The sequence below is a fragment of the Actinomycetospora atypica genome (assembly GCF_042653685.1).
GTDB lineage: Bacteria > Actinomycetota > Actinomycetes > Mycobacteriales > Pseudonocardiaceae > Actinomycetospora > Actinomycetospora atypica.
On the sequence record NZ_JBHSIV010000016.1, the window covers coordinates 96,873 to 115,133 of the forward strand.

An 18,261-nucleotide genomic window follows, 5' to 3' on the forward strand; every position below is an offset into this window, starting at 1 on the left:
CAGCGATGATGGCGTCCATGAAGGTGTCGGCGCTGACCCGCTACCCCGTGAAGTCCATGCTCGGCCAGCTGCTCGACGAGGCCGCCGTCGGCGAGACCGGCCTCGAGCGCGACCGGTGGCACGCGCTGGTCGACCCGACCACCGGCTACGTCGCCAGCGCGAAGCACCCGCGCCTGTGGCGGCGGCTGCTGCAGTACTCCGCGGCGGCCGACGGCGGGTCGGTGCGGGTCACCACCCCCGACGGCGACGTCCTCGACGCCGACGACCCCCGCCTCGTCGAGGTCCTCACCGCCGACCTGGGGCGCGACGTGGCGATCAGCGCGGTGCGCACCGTCGGGTCGCAGGTGGAGCGGCCCGACCCCGAGGACGTGATCGCGCGGGGCGTCGAGGCCGAGATCGAGGCCCCCACCCTGGAGATCTCGCAGGGAACCGCGGGCGACACGTTCGTCGACCACTCCCCGATCCACCTGATCACCACCGCGACCCTGGAGCACCTCGGGATCGAGGCCGCGCGCTACCGGCCCAACCTCGTCCTCTCCGGCGACGTCGAGCCCTTCGTCGAGAACGGCTGGATCGGCCGCGAGCTCACCGTCGGCGAGGTGGTCCTGCGCCTCACCCTGCCCACCCCCCGCTGCGCCGTGCCCACCCTCGAGCACGGCGACCTGCCGGCGAACAAGAAGGCACTCACGCCGCTGCTCACCGAGAACCGCCGCGAGGTCCCCGGATTCGGGGTGCTGCCCTGCGCCGGCGCCTACGCCGAGGTGGTCCGCCCGGGCACCGTCCGGGTCGGCGATCCGGTCACGGTCGCCTGAGGCCCAGCCCGATACGGGGCGATCGGGACATAAGCTCCCCGTCATGCTGACGGTGGTGACCCGGTGAGCGCCGGCCTCTTCGCGCTGTTCGACGACGTCGCGGCGCTCGTCCGGCTGACGACGGCCTCGCTCGACGACGTCGCGGGCGCGGCCGGGCGGGCGAGCGCGAAGGCCGCCGGCGTGGTGGTCGACGACGCCGCCGTCACCCCCCGCTACGTGCAGGGCCTCGAGCCGAAGCGCGAGCTGTCGATCATCGGCCGGATCGCCCGCGGCTCGCTGATCAACAAGATCGCGATCATCCTGCCGCTGGCGCTGCTGCTCAGCCAGTTCGCGCCCTGGCTGCTCACCCCGATCCTCATGCTCGGCGGCTGCTACCTCGCCTACGAGGGCGCCGAGAAGGTCTGGGAGAAGATCACGGGGCACGAGGAGGCGGCCGAGGAGCGCGAGGAGGACGCGGCGAGCGACCCCGCCGAGCGCGAGAAGAAGGTCGTCTCCTCCGCGGTGCGGACCGACTTCATCCTCTCGGCCGAGATCATGGTCATCGCGCTGAACGAGGTGGCCTCCGAGGGCCTCGTCTCCCGGGCGATCATCCTGGCGGTGGTCGCCCTGGCGATCACCGCGCTCGTCTACGGCGTCGTCGCGCTCATCGTGAAGATGGACGACGTGGGCCTCGCGCTGGCGAAGCGCGACGCCGGGGCGATCTCGACGTTCGGGCGCGGGCTGGTGAAGGCCATGCCGATCGTGCTCGCGACGCTGTCGAACGTCGGGATCGTGGCGATGCTCTGGGTCGGCGGGCACATCCTGCTGGTGGGCGTCGACGAGCTCGGGTTCCACCCGGTCTACGAGTTCGTGCACCACCTCGAGGAGCTCGTCGGCGGCGGCTTCCTCGGCTGGCTGGTGAACACGCTGGCCTCGGCGATCATCGGGGCCGTCGTCGGCGGGATCATCCTCGCGGTCGCCCACGTGATCCCCTGGCCGCGCCGCAAGGCCGCCCACGCCTGAGGGACCGGACCGGACCGGGCGGGGTCAGCGGACCAGCCGCAGCGCCGGCCGCGCGGGGGGTGCCGGGTCGGCGTCGGAGAGCACCTGCAGCGCCTCGATGAGGTAGTGCAGCAGGGAGGCGGGCGGGATGGCGCGGGAGAGCCAGACCTCGCGCGTGTCGGGATCGGCGACCCACGCCGTCCGCCCGTCGAGCTGCTCCCAGTACACGCTCACCCCGGCCTCCCGCAGCAGCGGCAGGGCGGCCATGGGGTCGGGGCCCGGGTCGGGCGTCGCGTTCACGTCGGGGTCTCCGCGCCCGGGTCGGCACCGGATCGGTGTTCGTTGAAAGTTGGGCCGAACCACCGCGCGGCGTGCCGCAACCGGCGCAACCGGCGCCGCTGCTCGTCGGGAACGGCCCGCCCGGAGCGAGCGGCACTGCCGCTGCTTCTACGCGCGCGAGAGTGCCGTTCGCTCCGAGCGGGGCGCGCGCGACGGTGGCGGCTGCCTGACGTCCGGTGTCAGCGATGTGTCATCGCTGACACGGGGGGGGGCTAGGTGAGCCGCTGGTAGAGGTCGGTGACGAGCAGCGTCAGGAACAGCGCCGACGAGGCTCCGAGCAGCACGTTCGACAGCCAGCCCGAGCGTCCCCCGGCGGCGACGCGGCGGGAGTTGAGCAACAGCATCAGCGTGATCGCGAGGAACGGCATGAACACCGAGCCCAGCACGCCGTAGACGAGGGTGAGCCCGAACGGCCGGTCGATGAACAGCAGCACCATCGGCGGGATCGTCAGCCAGAGCAGGTACCCGCGGTAGGGCCAGGACCGTTCGACGACGCGCGCGGCGTAGGCCTCGTCGCCGGCGGGCTCGTCGCCGACCGCGGCCTCCTCGGCGTCGCGCCCGTGGGGCAGCCGCACGGTGCGGACGGTGTCGGCGAAGAGCAGGCTGACCCCGTTCCACACGCCGAGCAGCGAGCTCGTGGTGACCGCGAGGAAGCCGACGAGGAACAGGATGCGGGCCCACTGGCCGTAGTCGGCGCCGAGGACCTCGCCGAGGGTCAGCAGCCCCTGGTCGGACTCGGTGAGGTCCTGCCCCAGCAGCAGCGTCGACCCGACGATCAGCATGGCGACGACGAAGACGCCGGTCATCACGTAGCCGACGGCGTTGTCGAGCCGCATCATCGACAGCCAGCCGGTGCCCTTCCAGCCCTTGGCGAACATCCAGTAGCCGTAGGCCGCCATGGTGATCGTGCCGCCGACGCCGCCGATCAGGCCGAGCACGTAGACGGTGGAGCCGGCCGGCAGCCGCGGCACGAGCCCGCTCGCGAGGGCGCCGAGGTCGGGGCTCACCAGCACGGCCACCGACACGACGGTGACGAACTTGAGCGCCACGAGCGCCGTCATGAACTTCTCGAACACCTGGTAGCGCTGCGCCCACACCAGCGCCAGCCCGACGACGCCCGCGATCATCGCCCAGTAGCGCACCGAGAGACCGCCGAACAGGGCGTTGAGCGGCAGGCCGACCGCGGACATGGCCGTGGCGCCGTAGACGAAGCCCCAGATGACGATGTAGACGGCGAAGAAGCCGGTGGCCCAGCGCCCGAGCCGGCGCCAGCCGTCGAGCAGCGTGGTGCCCGACGCGAGGTGCCAGCGGCCCACCCCCTCGCCGAGGGCCAGCTTGAGGACCGTCCCCAGCAGCGCCGCCCACAGCAGGGCCGTGCCGTACTCGGCGCCCGCGACCATCGTCGCGACGAGGTCCCCGGCCCCCACCCCGGCCGCGGCGGCGAGGATGCCGGGACCGAGGCTGCGGAGGCGGGCGGCGCCCGTCGGCGGCGTCAGCGGCTGGGCGGGGTCCCGCTGGACCCGGGCGTCGTGCGTCATCGGGGCTCCTCGGACGGCGGTGACCGTTTCGTCCCACAGCCTGACGACGAACGCAACCGTTTCCGTTCTGCGGGAGGGGCGTGTCCCAGGTCACCAGCCGCACCGCACCATGGTCGGACCGTCCCACCACACGGAGGCTCCCCCGTGCCCGAAGCCCCACCCCGGTCCGACATCCCGGTCAGCGACGTCGACCTGTTCGCCGACGACGCCCGCGTCGACCCGTACCCGATCTACGCCGAGCTGCGGGACATGGGGCCGGTGGTCCACATGGCCCGTCACGGGCACTACGCCCTGCCCCGCTACGCCGACGTCCGGGCCGCGCTCATGGACTGGCGCACCTTCTCCTCGGCGAAGAGCGTGTTCGTCGACGAGGAGACCAACGCGAACCTCGAGGGCATCACGCTGTGCTCCGACCCGCCCGACCACACGATGATGCGCTCGGTCCTCGGGCGCCCGCTGCGGCCCGACCGGATGCGGGAGATCACCCCGACGATCGAGGCGGAGGCCGACCGCGTCGTCGAGCGGGTGGTGGCGGCCGGCCGGTTCGACGCGGCCACCGAGCTCGCCGAGCACCTGCCGATGGCGGTGGTGTCGACGCTGGTCGGGCTCGGTGAGGAGCACCGCACGAAGATGCTCGAGTGGGCCGCGGCCATCTGGGACGTGCAGGGCCCCCGCAACGAGCGGTTCCTCGACGCGGGGCCGAGCGTCGGGGAGTTCCTCGACTTCGCCGCGAACGACGCGGTGCCCGGGAAGATCGACCCCGACGGCTGGGCGGCCCACCTCTACGAGGCCGCCGACCGCGGGGAGATCCCGCGCGAGAAGTGCCCGGTGATGATGCTCGACTACGTCACCCCGAGCCTCGACACCACGATCCTCGGGATCACCTCGATGGTCGCGCTGTTCGCGCGGAACCCCGACCAGTGGGACCTGCTGCGCTCCGACCGCTCGCTGATCCCGCACGCGATCAACGAGTCGCTGCGCGTGGAGACCTCGGTCCCGCAGTTCACGCGGGTGCTCACCGACGACCACGAGATCGACGGGGTGGCCCTGCCGAAGGGCAGCCGGGTCGCGCTGCTCTACGGCTCGGCCAACCGCGACGAGCGCAAGTACCCCGACCCCGACCGCTTCGACATCACCCGCAAGCCGTCGGACCACCTCGCGTTCGGGCGCGGCGAGCACGTGTGCGTGGGCATGCACCTGGCCCGCCTGGAGATGTCGGCGCTGCTCGAGCGCCTCGCCGACCGGGTGGCGCGGTTCGAGATCGTGGACGCGAAGCCGATGCTGAACAACGGGCTGCGCGGCTACGAGCGGCTCGAGGTGAGCGTGTCCTGACGATGGAGGAGTTCACGCTGCGGGCGATCGGGCACGTGTCGTCGGCGCTGCGCGACCGCGACGGGGCGCCCCGACAGGCCGACGAGGGCGCCCCCGAGGCGTGGCTGGACCTCGACCCGGAGCTCGCCGACGGCTACGCCGACCTCGCGGCGGGCGACGAGATCGTCGTCGTCACCTGGCTGCACGAGGCCGCGCGGGACGTCCTCGTCGTGCACCCCCGCAGCGATCCCACGCGCCCTCCGACCGGGGTGTTCAGCACCCGATCGCCGGCGCGCCCGAACCCGCTCGGCCTGCACACGGTGCGGGTGCTCGCGGTCGACGGCCACCGGGTCCACGTCGAGGCCCTCGAGGCGGTCGACGGCACGCCCGTCGTCGACCTCAAGCCCACCCTGGCGGCGCGCCGCCAGGATCGCTGAGGAGCCCCCGGCACGACGACGGCCCGGGTCGACCGCGTGGTGCGGTCGGCCCGGGCCGGTGAGGTGCCGGAGGCCGGTGAGTACTAGTCCGTGCCTGGACACGGACTAGTGCTCACGGGTGCTCACTTGACGTCGTAGCGGTCCAGCATCATGACCTTGTCCCAGGCAGCGACGAAGTCGCGGACGAACTTCTCCTCGCCGCCGTTCTCGGCGTAGATCTCCGCGACGGCGCGCAGCTCGGAGTTCGAGCTGAACACGAGGTCGTTGCGGGTACCGGTCCAGCGGACCTCGCCGTCGGTGCCCCGGGCCTCGTAGAGCCCCTCCTCCTCGGCGACCTTCGCCCAGGTGGTGTTCATGTCGAGGAGGTTGGTGAAGAAGTCGTTCGTGAGCTGCCCGACGCGCTCGGTGAACACGCCGTGCTGCGAGCCGCCCGTGTTCGCCCCGAGCACCCGCAGACCGCCGACGAGCGCGGTCATCTGGGGCGCGGTGAGGTCGAGCAGGTTCGCGCGGTCGACCAGCAGGTACTCGGCGGGCAGGCTGTGTCCCTTGCCGAGGAAGTTGCGGAACCCGTCGGCCTTCGGCTCGAGGTAGGTGAACGAGTCGACCTCGGTCCACTCCTGGCTGGCGTCCGTGCGGCCCGGGGTGAACGGGACGGTGACGGAGACGCCGGCGTCGGAGGCGGCCTTCTCGATCGCCGCGCACCCGCCCAGCACGATCAGGTCGGCCAGCGAGATCCTCCCGGACGACTGCTGGATGCCCTCGAGGGTCGACAGCGTTCGGCGCAGCTCCTGCGGGTCGTTGACCTCCCAGTCGATCTGCGGGTCGAGACGCACGCGCGCCCCGTTGGCGCCACCGCGCTTGTCACCGATGCGGAACGTGGAGGCCGAGGCCCAGGCCGCCTTGACGAGCTGGGAGACGGTCAGACCGGAGTCGAGGACCTGCTTCTTGAGGTCGGCGATCTCGTCGGCCGAGACCAGCGGGCCCTCGTGCTTGGGCACCGGGTCCTGCCAGATCTGCGTCTCCTGCGGGACCCACGGGCCGACGTAGCGGTCGATCGGGCCCATGTCGCGGTGGGTCAGCTTGAACCAGGCGCGGGCGAACGCGTCCTGGAACTGCTCGGGGTTCTCGAGGAACCGCTGCGAGATCTCCTTGTAGATCGGGTCGACCTTCAGGGAGATGTCGGTGACGAGCATGGTGGGCTGACGCGTGAGCTCGTTGGTCTCCGGGTCGGGCACCGTGTTGGCGCCGCCGTTGTCGACCGGGCGGTACTGCCAGGCACCGGCCGGCGACTTGTGGAGCTCCCACTCGTAGCCGAACAGGTTCTGGAAGTAGCCGTGGCTCCACTTCGACGGCGTGGAGGTCCAGGTGACCTCGAGGCCGGAGGTGATGGTGTCGCGGCCCTTGCCCTTGCCGAAGCCCTGCTTCCAGCCCAGGCCGCCCTCCTCGATGGAGGCGCCCTCGGGCTCGGGGCCGACGTACTGGTCGGGGTCGGCCGCGCCGTGGGTCTTGCCGAGGGTGTGGCCCCCGGCGATGAGGGCGACGGTCTCCTCGTCGTTCATCGCCATGCGGCCGAAGGTCTCGCGGATGTCGCGCGCGGCGGCCAGCGGGTCGGGGTTGCCGTCCGGGCCCTCCGGGTTGACGTAGATCAGGCCCATCTGCGACGCGCCGAGCGGCTGCTCGAGCTGGCGGTCGCCGGTGTAGCGCTGGTCGGCGCCGAGCCAGTAGTTCTCCGGGCCCCAGTAGGTCTCGTTGTCGGGCTCGAAGACGTCGGGACGCCCGCCGGCGTAGCCGTAGGTGGTGAACCCGGCAATCTCGAGCGCGCGGTTGCCCGCGAGGACGATGAGGTCGGCCCAGGAGACCTTCTTGCCCCACTTCTGCTTGACCGGCCAGAGCAGACGGCGGGCCTTGTCGAGGTTGCCGTTGTCGGGCCAGCTGTTCAGCGGGGCGAAGCGCTGCATGCCCATGCCGGCGCCGCCGCGGCCGTCGGCGAGGCGGTAGGTGCCCGCCGAGTGCCAGGCCATGCGGATCATGAAGCCCGAGTAGGTGCCGAAGTCGGCCGGCCACCAGTCCTGCGAGGTCGTGAGCGCGGAGTCGACGTCGGCGGCGAGCGCGTCGAGGTCGACCGACGCGAACTCCTTCGCGTAGTCGAAGTCGGGGTCCATCGGGTTGGAGGCCTGCGTGTGGGCGCGCAGGATGCGCAGGTTCAGCTGGTTGGGCCACCAGTCGACGTTGCCGCCGCCTTCGGTCGGGTGCGAGAGCCGGCCCGCGTGGACCGGGCAGCCGCCCGCCTCCGCGGTGTTCATGTCGGCTTCGCGGGTGACGTGCTCAGACACGAGTGATCCCTCCGGATGGTTGTGCGGTGGTGGGAGCGGCGGCGGTGCCCCGACACGACGGGCAGAGCCCCCAGAACACGACTTCGGCCTCGTCGACCACGAACCCGTGGTCGTCGGAGGCGGTCAGGCACGGGGCGGCACCGACGGCGCAGTCGACGTCGGCGATGACCCCGCACGAGCGGCACACGAGGTGATGGTGGTTGTCCCCGACCCGCGTCTCGTACCGCGCCGCCGAGCCGGTCGGCTCGATGCGGCGCACCAGTCCCGCCGCCGTGAGGGCCCGCAGGACGTCGTAGACGGCCTGGTGGGACACGGCGCCGAGATCGGCCCGGACGAGCCCGATGATCGCGTCGGTGTCGAGGTGCGGGTGGTGATGCACCACGGAGAGCACCGCGACTCGGGGACGCGTCACACGCAGACCGGCCTCACGCACCTGGCGCTCGAACTCGGCCGTCGTCGTCATCGTCCCCGAGTGTGCCCTCCAGACTGGAATCAATCAAGTTTCCGCCATGAGCGGCAGATTCGGTCGCACCGCCCTCACAACGGCCCGACGACCGTGTCGTCCACGTGTGACACGAACATGAAGATCGACGAAGGTCCTGTGGGGACTGGCACCGGAGCCGCGAGTCTGTGAGCATCGCCATGAGTGCATGTGTGACGCGAGTCGCGGCATGCCGACGCGAGTTCCGACGTCGAGGAGGACGATCTGTGAAGACCAAGGCCGCAGTGGTGTACGAGACCGGCAAGCCCATCGAGATCGTCGAGCTCGACCTCGCGGGCCCGGAGGAGGGCGAGGTCCTCATCCGGTACACCCACGCCGGGCTCTGCCACTCCGACGTGCACATCGCCCACGGCGACCTCGAGGCGCGGCTCCCGATGGTCCTGGGCCACGAGGGCGCGGGCATCATCGAGGAGGTCGGTGCCGGCGTCACGCGCGTGAAGCCGGGCGACCACGTCGTCTGCTCGTTCATCCCCAACTGCGGCGTCTGCCGCTGGTGCGCCACCGGCCAGCAGGCCATCTGCGACATGGGCGCGAACATCCTTTCCGGCGAGCTCCCCAGCGGCCGCTTCCCGTTCACCGGCCCCGGGGCCGAGAAGAACTACGGCGCGATGTGCATGATCGGCACGTTCAGCCAGTACGGGACGATCAGCCAGACCTCCGTGGTCAAGGTCGAGGACGACCTGCCGCTGGACAAGGCCGTGCTCGTCGGCTGCGGTGTCCCCACCGGCTGGGGCTCGGCGGTCTACGCGGCCGACGTGCAGCCCGGTGAGACGGTCATCGTCTCCGGCGTCGGCGGCATCGGCATCAACGCCGTGCAGGGCGCCCGCTTCGCGGGCGCGAAGAACCTCATCGCGGTCGACCCGCTGGAGAACAAGCGCGAGAAGGCGATGGAGCTCGGCGCCACGCACGCCGTCGGCTCCATCGAGGAGGCGGCCGACCTCGCCCGCCAGATGACCAACGGCAACGGCGCCGACAAGGCCGTCGTGACGGCGGGCCTGGTCACCCAGGAGATCGTCACCGGCGCGTTCGACGCCATCGGCAAGGGCGGCACCGTCGTCCTCACCGGTCTCAACAAGCTGACCGAGACCAACGTCCAGCTGCCGGGCTCGATCATGACGCTGTTCAAGAAGACGGTGAAGGGCACGCTCTTCGGCGACTGCAACCCGACCACGGACATCCCGAAGATCCTGGGCATGTACCAGAGCGGGGACATCAAGCTCGACGAGCTGATCACGAAGACGTACACCCTGGAGCAGGTCAACGAGGGCTACGACGCCCTGCTCAACGGCGACAACGTCCGCGGCGTCCTGATCCACGAGCACTGATCAGCGACCGACCAGAACGGAGTACCACCGCGTTGGCGGACACCGTCGCCACCGTCGGGCGCGGCCGGGAGACCGAGCTTCTCCAGGCCGCGCTCGACGGCGGTACCCATGTCGTCCTCGAGGGCCCGCCGGGTACCGGGAAGTCGACCCTGCTGCGCGGGGTCGCGCACTCCCGCAGCATCGGCTTCCACTTCGTCGAGGGGAACGCCGAGCTGACCCCGGCGCGGCTGGTCGGGCACTTCGACCCGGCCCGCGTGCTGGCCGACGGCTACGTCGAGGAGATCTTCGTCGACGGGCCGCTGGTCTCGGCGCTGCGCGAGGGCGGGCTGCTCTACATCGAGGAGCTCAACCGCGTCCCCGAGGAGACCCTCAACGTCCTCATCACCGTCATGAGCGAGGGCGAGCTGCACGTGCCCCGGCTCGGGCGCATCGCCGCGGAACCCGGCTTCCGCATGGTCGCGGCGATGAACCCGTACGACGCGGTCGGCACGGCGCGCATCTCCGCGGCGCTGCACGACCGCACCTGCCGGATCGCCATGGGCTACCAGTCCGCGGCGGACGAGACGCAGATCGTGGCGGGCCGGGCCCCCGTCACGCCCGAGGGCTGGCGCGAGAAGGCCGTCGAGCTGGTGCGCCGGACCCGGGAGCACAAGGACCTGCGCACCGGCTCGTCGGTGCGCGGGGCCATCGACCTCGCGCGGGTCACGGTGTCGCTGGCCGCGGCCCGGGACCGGGCGGTCGACGACTGGCGGGTCGGGCTCGACGCCGCCGGCGTGGCGCTCTCGGGCCGGATCAAGGTGATCGAGTCGGCCCGACGGACGCCCGAGGAGATCATCCGCGAGCTCTACGAGGCGGTGTTCGGGCGCGAGCCGTCGGACTCCGACCCCAGCGACTCGTCCGGGGACGATGATGCGTCGGGGGGAGCCAGAGCCCGCCCGGCGCGGGCAGCGGGGTAGACAAGCCGTCCCGGCAGAAGGCGGCGCCCAAGACGTCGCGGTCGGACCTCGCGCGTCGGCACGAGGACTTCGAGTCGGTGTCCCCGCAGGTCGGGGAGATCGACCAGGAGGCCTTCGACGCGTTGATGCGCGAGGACCCGGGTGCGGCGATGGAGCTCGTCGTCGACATGACGAAGGCGACCGACGAGACGCTGCGGGAGAAGGCACGCCGGCTGGCGGGCACGATCCTGCTGGAGCGTTCGAAGGTCGGTCCGTCGCGGGCCCGGGGCTCCTCCAAGCTCCGGCTCCGCCCGGCCGACCGGGGCGGCGACCTCGACGTCGACGCCTCGATGGCGGCCCTCGTCGAGGCGCGGGCGTCGAACCTGCCGGCCCACCTCGAGGACCTCCAGGCCGTCGACTGGGCCCAGCCGGGGATCGCGCTGTGCCTGCTCGTCGACACGTCGGGCTCCATGACCGGCGGCCGCCTCGCGGCGGCGGCCCTCACGGCGGCCGCGTGCTCCTGGCGGGCACCCGAGGAGTTCGCGGTGGTGTCGTTCGAGCGGGAGGCCACGGTGCAGCGCGGACTGCACCAGCCGACGCCCCCCGAGACCCTCGTCGACCAGCTCTTGGCCCTGCGCGGGCACGGGGTGACGGGGCTGTCGGCGGCCATGCGGTCGGCGGCCGACCAGCTCGCGGCGGCGCGCTCGTCGCGGCGGGTCACCGTGCTGCTCTCCGACTGCCGGTCCACCGACGACAAGGACCCGATCCCGCTCGCCGCGTCCCTGGACGAACTCCTGATCCTCGCGCCGGCGGACGACTCGTCCGACGCCGAGGCACTGGCGGCCGCGGTCGGCGCGCGGGTGGAGACGATGGCCGACCCGTCGGAGGCCGCGGCGGCGCTGGCCAGGTTGCTCGACGCATCGTGAGCACTGATCCGTGTCCGGACACGGATCAGTGCTCACAGGCGCGCAGCGCACCTCACGCGCGGAGCACCTCGGCGAGGAACGTCGCCATGGCGTCGACGGAGCGGAAGCGCTCGATGTCGAAGTCGTCGAGCGGCAGCTGCACGGCGAACGTCTCCTCCAGCGCCACGATCAGCGTGACCAGGGCGAGGGAGTCGATCAGACCGGCCTCGAGGAGGTCGGTCTCCGCGTCGGGCACGTCGATCCCGGCCCGGTCGCTGACGACCTCGGCCACCCGGTCGCGCAGCCGGCCGTGGTCGGTCTCCGTCACCATCACTCGCTCTCCTTCGGCGCCGGCCGGAAGCGCTCACGCAGCACCGGCCGGTCGATCTTGCCGTTCACGTTCTTGGGCAGCTCGTCGAGGACGAGCCACTTGGCGGGGACCATGTAGCGCGGCAGCAGTCCCGTCACGGCCCGGCGCATGTCGTTGACCGGGAGCTCGGCGCCCTGGGCGACCGAGTAGGCACAGCAGATGGTGGTGCCCTCGAAGCCGCCGAGGTCGACCCCGACGACCGCGCACTCGCGCACGCCCGCCACGGTGTTCACCGCGGTCTCGACCTCGCCGAGCTCGATGCGGTAACCGCGGCTCTTGATCTGGGAGTCGGTGCGCCCGAGGAAGTGCACGACGCCGGCCTCGTCGACGCGCGCCAGGTCGCCGGTCCGGTAGATGCGCTCGCCGTCGGGCCCGGTGACGAACGCGGCGTCGGTCTTCTCCTGGTCGCGCCAGTAGCCCGGCGAGAGCCCGACCCCGCCGATGTACAGCTCGCCGATCTCGCCGGTGGCCGCGGGTCGCCCGTCCTCGAGCACGACCAACGACTCCCCGGCGCAGGGCAGGCCGATCGGGACCGGCACCGACTCGTCGTCGGGAACCTGCGGCACGTCGTAGTACGACGAGGCGATGGTCGCCTCGGTCGGCCCGTAGAGGTTGGTGAACCGGACGCGGGGCAGCTTGCGCATCCAGTGCGCGAGGATCGGGGTGGGCAGCACCTCGCCGCACCACAGCAGCCGCTCCAGCGCCGGGAAGTCGTCCTGGGCCACCGCGTCGAAGCGCGCCAGGTAGGTGAGCACCGACGGCACCGAGAACCACTGGGTGAGCTCGTGGTCGCGGATGAACGCCGCGGTCTTGCGCGCGTCGAGCCCCAGCGACGCCGGCACCAGGTGCAGCTCCGCGCCCGCGGCGAGCGTCGCGTAGATGTCGAAGGTCGACAGGTCGAAGTGCAGCGGCGGGTGCCCGGAGATCCGGTCGCCGGGCTTCGTCCCGAAGTGCGCCAGCGCCCAGTCGACGAAGGCCGTGACCATGTCGTGGGTGATCATCACGCCCTTCGGCACCCCGGTGGAGCCGGAGGTGAAGAGCAGGTGCGCGAGGTCGGACGTCTTCCCGACGACGAGGCCGTCCGCGGCTTCCGCCTCGATGTCGCCCCGGGAGAACGCGGTGGTGAACCGCTCCCCCACCAGCGGGTCGGCGAGCGACCCGACGGGCAGGTCCTCCAGGCCCTCGTCCATCAGGCCGTCGATGAGCGTCGTCGCCGTGGCGTCGGCCAGCAGCACCGTCGGCTCCGCGGAGCGGACGATCCGCGCGACGCGGGGCGCGGGGCTCGCCGAGTCGACGGGCACGTAGACCCCGCCGGCCTTGAGCGTCCCGATCAGCGCCGCGATCGTCCACGGCGTCTTCGCCGCGAGCACCCCGACGCGGTCGCCCGGCCGCACGCCGCGGTCGACGAGCGTCCGCGCGATGCGGTTCGTCGTGGCGTCGAGCTCGGCGTAGGTCATCGCCTCCCCACCGTCGCCGGCAGAGCCCAGGAGCAGTGCCGTGGCACCCGGCGAGCGCTCCGCGGAGGCGGTGAGCAGGTCCTCGAGCCTCGTCACGCCGCGACCCCGGCCCGCCGGAAGACCTCGCCGATGTGGTCGAGCTCCTCGGCCGACGGCGGGATGTCGAGCACGAACACCCGCGTGCCCTGCCCCGCGTAGTGCGCGATCGCGGCGGCCACCCGGTCGTACGAGCCGACCAGGTAGGGGCAGAAGGTCTGGTAGTTCTGGAACGGGCCGAGCCAGAACGGGTCGGGCTCGCCGTCCTCGGTGGCCGGCTGTGCCTGCGCCGCGGCGGAGAGCTGCGTGTGCCAGTGCGAGTCGGAGGCCCGCATCGCCATCGAGTGCGCGATCTGGCCCTTGCGGTCGGTGGGGAACCGCTCCTCGGCCACCTTCCAGGCCTCGGCCGTGTCCTCCCGCGCGACGATGCCGACGCGCACGCCGCCGCCGGCCGGGGCCTCGGCGGTCTCCTGGCCCAGCGGCTCCGGGTAGCGGATCGGCACCGCGCCGATCGCCTCGGCGGCCGCGCGGCCCGCCGGCGAGGAGCCCGAGATGAGCACCTCGGGCATGAGCTCGGCCGGCAGCGCCGGGGCCAGGCGCAGGTTGCGCACCTGGTGCCAGCGGCCCTCGTGCGTCACGGTCTCCCCACGCAGCAGCGCGAGGAGGACCTGCGTGTACTCGACCGTGCGGGCGTAGCGGTCGTCGTGCTCGGTGGTGTCCCCGAGCGCGAGCAGGTCGTTGCGGAACCCGCCCGCGAGCATGTTGAGGTGCACCGACCGGCCGTGCAGGTAGGCCAGCGAGCTCACCATCGACGCCGCCGTGAACGGGTGCATGTAGACCGGCTGCACCGCCACGAGCGGCGCGAGCCGCTCGGTGGCGGCGAGGGCCTGCTGCGCGACGAGCCACGGGTCGGCGATGCCGTTGTCGGTGTAGACGAGCATCCCCGTGCAGCCCGCGGCCTCGCTCCACCGCGCCACGTCGGCGACCGCGCGCCCGTACTCGCCGGCCGGCACGTCCTTCGACTGCGGGCAGGTCGAGTAGATCTGCAGGGCCCCGTCGCCCATCGCCCGCGTCACGACGGCGTGCCCTCCACCACGAAGCCCTCGATGTACAGCCGATCGAGCGCGATCCGGGAGAACGTGTCGACCGCCGTCGCCGGGTCCATGATCAGCGGCTGGCCCTTGACGTTGAACGACGTGTTCACCACGCAGCCGACCCCGGTCCGCGCCCGGACCTGCTCCAGCAGCGTCGCGAACGTCGGGTTGAGGTCCTGCGTGACGGTCTGGATCCGGGCCGAGTCGTCCTCGTGGACGATGCCCGAGAGCATCGGCTTGGCCTCGGGCCGCACGTCGGCGGTGGAGAGCATGTAGTGGTCGGGGTCGAAGCCGCGGGTGACGAAGAGCCGGTCGCGGTCGTCGACGTGCACGGCCGGCGCGAACGGGCGGAACGCCTCCCGGAACTTCACCGCCGAGTTGATGCGGTCCTTGATCCGGTCGCCGTCGGGGCGGGCGACGATCGAGCGGTTGCCCAGCGCCCGCGGACCGAACTCCATGCGGCCGTGGAACACCGCGATGATCCGGTCGGCGGCGATGTCGTCGGCGGCCGCGGCCAGGTACTCGTCGGTCAGCCCGACCTCGCGCCACTGCAGGTCGGGGCGCGCCTCGAGCACGGCCCGCACCTCGTCGGCCGAGTACTGCGCGCCCAGGTAGGGGTCGAACGGCGTGCGGACCGGCTCCAGATCCTCCGCGACCGCGTACGCGGCACCCAGCGAGGTGCCGTCGTCGCCCGACGCGGGCTGGACGAACATCCGCTCCAGCCCGGGCAGGTCGGCGATCGACTGGTTGGACTTGCAGTTGAGGAACGTCCCGCCGGCGAGGCAGAGCGAGGTCTCCCCCGTCTTCTCCAGCCAGTGCCCGACGAGCGAGACGAGCAGGTCGGTCAGGCACTCCTGCATGGAGGCGGCGAAGTCGGCCTCGTCGCGCTGGATCGAGCCGTCGGGGGGCGACGGCGTGAAGGTCTGCTCCTCGAGCAATGCCCGGGCCTGCGGGTAGCCGCCCTCGGGGTCGGTCAGCGCGCCCTTCGGCCAGTCGATCACCACCGAGCCCTTGTCATGATCGAATCGCGTGAGCTTGCGGAACACCTCGCGGTAGCGCTCCGGATCCCCGTAGGGCGCGAGGCCCATGACCTTGTACTCGTCGTTGTTGAACTGGAACCCGAGGAACCGGGTACCGATCGAGTACAGAATGCCGAGCGACGACGCGATGGGCTGCGAGTGCAGTTTCTCGAGTTCGGTGCCCCGGAACCGGTACACCGTCACGGAGTCGATCTCGCCCATGCCGTCGGACACCACGGCGAGCCCGGACTCGTAGCCGCTGGGGACCACGGCCGAGAGCGCGTGGGCCCGGTGGTGCTCCACGGGCTGCAGCTTCTCGGCCAGCGTCGGCCAGCCGGCCTCCGTGAGGGCGTCGCGCACCGTCTGCGAGCTCAGGACCTCGTCGAAGTACTGGCGGGAGAGCACGAACGCGCGCTGGTGCCGGTCGTAGTCGAAGCCGTGGGCGACCACGTCGACGTCCTCGGGCTGCACGCCCGCCTCGGCCAGGCACCAGGCGATGGCCTGGCGCGGCAGCGCGCCGGTCCCCTTGTCGCCGTCGAACCGCTCCTCGGACGCGGCCGCGACGAGCGTCCCGTCGACGATGATCGCGGCGGCGCTGTCGAGTCCCTGGGTGATTCTCGCGTCCAGGGGATCGATGTCCGGGTTGGTCTCGCGAAGTCTCCGCTGTGAATTCGGTAGACCGCTGAGTCCGAGAACGATCATCGACTGGCCCCTCCGCAGGTCGATCGCGTCATCAGTTCACTATGACGCGCGAGTTCGCCTGCGGTTCACCCGGGGGTCCCTACGCGGGGATCGTGTCGGCCTTCTCGGTCGCTCCCTCGAACGGGTGACCCAGCACCCGCACGAAGGCCCGCTGGTAGGCGTCGACCATCGCGTCGTCGGTGTAGAGCGCCAGCGCCCGCTCGCGGCCCGCCGCACCCAGCCGGCGCAGTTCCGCCCGGTCGTCCAGCACGCGGCGCAGGGCCTCGGTCCACGCCGGGACCGTCACCGGGTCGACGACCACCCCGGCGGCGCCGAAGTCGAGCATCTCGGCCACCGACCCGCTCGCGGACGCCATCACCGGCATCCCGCGGGTCATCGCCTCCACCATCACCAGCGGGAACGCCTCGAACCCGCTCGGCACGCAGAGCACGTCGGTCTCGGCGAACGCGTGGTCCGGCCCGGGCGAGACCCCGCGCCAGCGCACCTGCCCGCGCAGGTAGGCCGGGGTCTCGGCCTCCATCGCGGCCTGGTCGGGGCCCGTGCCGAAGATGTCGAGCGTCCAGTCCCCGGGTCGCGCGAGCGCGTCGAGGGCCCGGATCAGCAGGGTCGTGTTCTTGTAGGTCTTCAGCCGCGTGAGCATGCAGAACCGCACCGGGCCGCTCGTCGGGACCTCCCCCAGCGGCCGGCCGGGGGTCAGGCCGTTCGGGGCGACCATGACGGTCGCGGTGAGCCGCTGGTGGCGCGACAGGTCGGCGTGGTGCTGCCGCGAGAGCACGAGCAGCCCGTCGGCGGTGCGCAGCGCCCGGGCCTGCGCCTCGGAGTAGGTCGGGCGCTCGAGCTCTGCCGGGTCGTGCGCCGCGGGGATCCAGTACCGCCGCTGCCCGGCCGCCCGTCCGAGTGCACGCCACGCCGTCGCGAACCCGATCTCGGTCTTCGTGCAGCCCCCGACGACGATCGCCTCGGCGGTCGCGGCGACGTCGACCACCGGCTGCCACCAGGGCTGCATGACCATCCGGACCCGCGGGTCGAGCTCGGAGATGTACTGCCCGAGGTGCTGCAGGCACACCAGTGTCACGGGGTGCCCGCGCTCGACGAGCTCGTTGGCGAGCACCACCCGCTGGCGCTCGGCGCCGCCGGGGCGCAGGCCGTTGGTGATCACGACGACGGCCGGGCGGTCGCCCGCGGAGGCGGCGAGGGCGTCGAGCCGGGCCCGCCGCGGCCCGCGCTTGGAGCGCTGGACCCGGTCGAGCAGCGTCGAGCCGGCCGCGTAGAGCGAGCCGCGGCCGGCGTTGTGGGCCATCCCGAGCACCATCACCTGGGCGGAGCGCAGGAGGTCCTGGCCGCGCATCGACGCGAGCGGGTCGTCGGCCACGGTGCCGCCCGACGAGTGCCGCACCTGGGGCTCCACGTCGTCGACCAGCCGCAGCTCCCACCCGGCCCGCCGCGCGGCGGGCTGCCAGGTGGCGTCCTCGCCGTAGACGAAGAACTGCTCGTCGAAGGGCCCGAGCGCCTCCCACGCGTCGCGGGCGATCAGCAGCGCGCACCCGGTGAGGTAGCCGTCGACCCGCTCCGGGGCCGACGGGTAGAGGTCGCTGACCCTCCGGCCGCGCAGCCGCTTCGCGTAGCCGGCGGAGTTCAGCAGGTTCCGGACGACGCCCTGCTCGCGGTGCGCCACGTCCCAGGGCAGGTCGCGGCCCTCGGGGTCGACGACGGTGGGCGAGACGACGGCGACGCCCGGCTCCGCGAGGGCGGCCCGGGCCCTCGTCAGCGGGCCGAGGAGCTCGGCGTCGGGGTTGAGCTGCAGGACGTCGCAGTCGGGCACCTGGGCCATGAGGGCGTTCATCGCGGCGATGTAGCCGACGTTGAACTCGGAGAACGTCCAGGTGACCCCGGGCCGCCGCCCGGCGAGCTCGCGGACCGCCGCCGACCCCGACGACGCGTTGTCCCACACGTGCACCCGAGCCTCGGGCAGCCACTTCTCCACGCCCGCGAGCGCGCGGTCGAGCAGGTCCGCGCGGCGGTAGGAGACGATGACGACCGCCAGTTCCCGGGACACGGCCTGATTATGTGGGCGGAGCCCTCGTGAGCAGTTCGGGGGGCTATGGGCCCTTGTGATGTCTCAGCACATCTAGGACAGATGTGTCTCAGCACATCGCGGACAGGTT

General features: G+C 72.2%; 16 protein-coding genes. 7 read left to right on the forward strand and 9 right to left on the reverse strand.

Translation table 11 applies throughout. From position 1 onward, the window contains the following. Positions 1–17 precede the first annotated feature (17 nt). A complete protein-coding gene (locus ACFPBZ_RS16290; protein ID WP_378037125.1) occupies positions 18–812 on the forward strand; it encodes an MOSC domain-containing protein in 795 nt (264 codons plus the stop codon). 63 nt (positions 813–875) lie between these two features. Then, complete coding sequence (locus ACFPBZ_RS16295) at positions 876–1,814, forward strand: DUF808 domain-containing protein (protein WP_378037126.1); 939 nt, start codon at positions 876–878, stop codon at positions 1,812–1,814. A 24-nt stretch (positions 1,815–1,838) separates the two neighbouring features. Here ACFPBZ_RS16295 and ACFPBZ_RS16300 read toward each other — a convergent pair whose 3' ends face one another. Then, complete coding sequence (locus ACFPBZ_RS16300) at positions 1,839–2,093, reverse strand: hypothetical protein (RefSeq protein ID WP_378037127.1); 255 nt, start codon at positions 2,091–2,093, stop codon at positions 1,839–1,841. Positions 2,094–2,344: 251 nt separating this feature from the next. Further along, on the reverse strand, positions 2,345–3,670 hold the full coding sequence (locus ACFPBZ_RS16305) for an Nramp family divalent metal transporter (RefSeq protein ID WP_378037128.1): 1,326 nt from the start codon (positions 3,668–3,670) through the stop codon (positions 2,345–2,347). Positions 3,671–3,814: 144 nt separating this feature from the next. Here ACFPBZ_RS16305 and ACFPBZ_RS16310 point away from each other — a divergent pair, with 144 nt between their 5' ends. Both ACFPBZ_RS16310 and tsaA read left to right on the forward strand, forming a co-directional pair. Then, positions 3,815–5,002 (forward strand): cytochrome P450, encoded by a 1,188-nt coding sequence (locus ACFPBZ_RS16310; protein ID WP_378037129.1) that lies wholly within the window; start codon positions 3,815–3,817, stop codon positions 5,000–5,002. Between the two features lie 2 nt (positions 5,003–5,004). Next, complete coding sequence (tsaA, locus tag ACFPBZ_RS16315) at positions 5,005–5,418, forward strand: tRNA (N6-threonylcarbamoyladenosine(37)-N6)-methyltransferase TrmO (protein ID WP_378037130.1); 414 nt, start codon at positions 5,005–5,007, stop codon at positions 5,416–5,418. Positions 5,419–5,540: 122 nt separating this feature from the next. Here tsaA and katG read toward each other — a convergent pair whose 3' ends face one another. Continuing rightward, positions 5,541–7,721: a catalase/peroxidase HPI gene (gene katG / locus ACFPBZ_RS16320; protein ID WP_378037144.1), complete on the reverse strand. Its 2,181-nt coding sequence runs from the start codon at positions 7,719–7,721 to the stop codon at positions 5,541–5,543. 22 nt (positions 7,722–7,743) lie between these two features. Next, positions 7,744–8,214, reverse strand: coding sequence for a Fur family transcriptional regulator (locus ACFPBZ_RS16325; RefSeq protein ID WP_378037131.1), 471 nt, complete (start codon positions 8,212–8,214; stop codon positions 7,744–7,746). Positions 8,215–8,459: 245 nt separating this feature from the next. On the opposite strand from ACFPBZ_RS16325, the gene ACFPBZ_RS16330 reads away from it, so the two are divergent. From ACFPBZ_RS16330 to ACFPBZ_RS16340, 3 genes are all read left to right on the forward strand, one after another. Further along, positions 8,460–9,578, forward strand: a complete 1,119-nt coding sequence (locus ACFPBZ_RS16330; RefSeq protein WP_378037132.1) for an NDMA-dependent alcohol dehydrogenase — start codon at positions 8,460–8,462, stop codon at positions 9,576–9,578. A gap of 32 nt (positions 9,579–9,610) precedes the next feature. Further along, complete coding sequence (locus ACFPBZ_RS16335; protein WP_378037133.1) at positions 9,611–10,534, forward strand: AAA family ATPase; 924 nt, start codon at positions 9,611–9,613, stop codon at positions 10,532–10,534. Positions 10,535–10,611: 77 nt separating this feature from the next. After that, entirely contained in the window at positions 10,612–11,439 is an 828-nt protein-coding gene (locus ACFPBZ_RS16340) for a vWA domain-containing protein (protein WP_378037134.1), read from the forward strand. Positions 11,440–11,491: 52 nt separating this feature from the next. Here ACFPBZ_RS16340 and ACFPBZ_RS16345 read toward each other — a convergent pair whose 3' ends face one another. From ACFPBZ_RS16345 to ACFPBZ_RS16365, 5 genes are all read right to left on the reverse strand, one after another. Beyond that, positions 11,492–11,749 carry an acyl carrier protein gene (locus ACFPBZ_RS16345; RefSeq protein ID WP_378037135.1) on the reverse strand — a complete coding sequence of 86 codons (258 nt, stop codon included), beginning with the start codon at positions 11,747–11,749 and terminating at the stop codon, positions 11,492–11,494. Further along, positions 11,749–13,341 carry an amino acid adenylation domain-containing protein gene (locus tag ACFPBZ_RS16350; RefSeq protein ID WP_378037136.1) on the reverse strand — a complete coding sequence of 531 codons (1,593 nt, stop codon included), beginning with the start codon at positions 13,339–13,341 and terminating at the stop codon, positions 11,749–11,751. The genes ACFPBZ_RS16345 and ACFPBZ_RS16350 overlap by 1 nt, the downstream gene beginning before the upstream one ends. Then, positions 13,338–14,357, reverse strand: coding sequence for an LLM class flavin-dependent oxidoreductase (locus ACFPBZ_RS16355; RefSeq protein WP_378037137.1), 1,020 nt, complete (start codon positions 14,355–14,357; stop codon positions 13,338–13,340). The genes ACFPBZ_RS16350 and ACFPBZ_RS16355 overlap by 4 nt, the downstream gene beginning before the upstream one ends. Further along, complete coding sequence (locus ACFPBZ_RS16360) at positions 14,354–16,096, reverse strand: carbamoyltransferase family protein (protein WP_378037138.1); 1,743 nt, start codon at positions 16,094–16,096, stop codon at positions 14,354–14,356. Before ACFPBZ_RS16360 ends, ACFPBZ_RS16355 begins: the two co-directional genes overlap by 4 nt. 79 nt (positions 16,097–16,175) lie before the next feature. Then, positions 16,176–18,152 carry a glycosyltransferase gene (locus ACFPBZ_RS16365; protein WP_378037139.1) on the reverse strand — a complete coding sequence of 659 codons (1,977 nt, stop codon included), beginning with the start codon at positions 18,150–18,152 and terminating at the stop codon, positions 16,176–16,178. Between the last annotated feature and the right edge of the window lie 109 nt (positions 18,153–18,261).